The organism is Pseudomonas sp. P7759, from assembly GCF_013386445.1.
In the GTDB taxonomy this organism is placed as follows: domain Bacteria; phylum Pseudomonadota; class Gammaproteobacteria; order Pseudomonadales; family Pseudomonadaceae; genus Aquipseudomonas; species Aquipseudomonas azotoformans_A.
Window position 1 is genome coordinate 1 of the sequence record NZ_JACART010000153.1, and the last position, 458, is coordinate 458.

The window sequence follows — 458 nt, forward strand, 5'->3', positions numbered from 1 at the left end:
GTCCGACAGGGTGTAGCCCAGGGCGTTCAAGGCCATGGCGTTGTCCGGCTCGCGCTTGCGGATCGCCCGCAAGTCCTATTCCAGCTGGGCCAGAGCGTTGCGTTTTGCGGCCTGCATGACACGGGTATACAGCAGGTTCAGATCGTCCGGGTATTGCATCAGGGCCTGCTGCAGGACTTTCCAGGGCTGGTCGCCATAATTGTTGGCGGAAAGGATCTCGGCCTCGATAAGGTACAGCTGGATCGCGTAGTCCGGCTGCTCGTCGCGGGCGGCGGCGAGCTTCTTCGAGGCCTCGGCGCCGCGGCCGCTGGTCACCAGGATATCGGTCTGGCGCAGTTGGGCCGGCAGGTAGTCATTGCCCGGGCCGACCTGTTCGTACTCTTACAGGGCGCCCTGCGGGTCGTTTTTCTCTTCCGCGATGCGGCCCAGGTTCAGATGGGTGGAGTCGACGTGGCTGT

The 458-nt window shown here is 63.8% G+C and carries 1 pseudogene; it reads right to left on the bottom strand.

Annotation, left to right across the window (positions count from 1 at the left end):
* A pseudogene (locus tag HX823_RS31765) lies at positions 1-458 on the bottom strand (hypothetical protein); the annotation flags it as partial.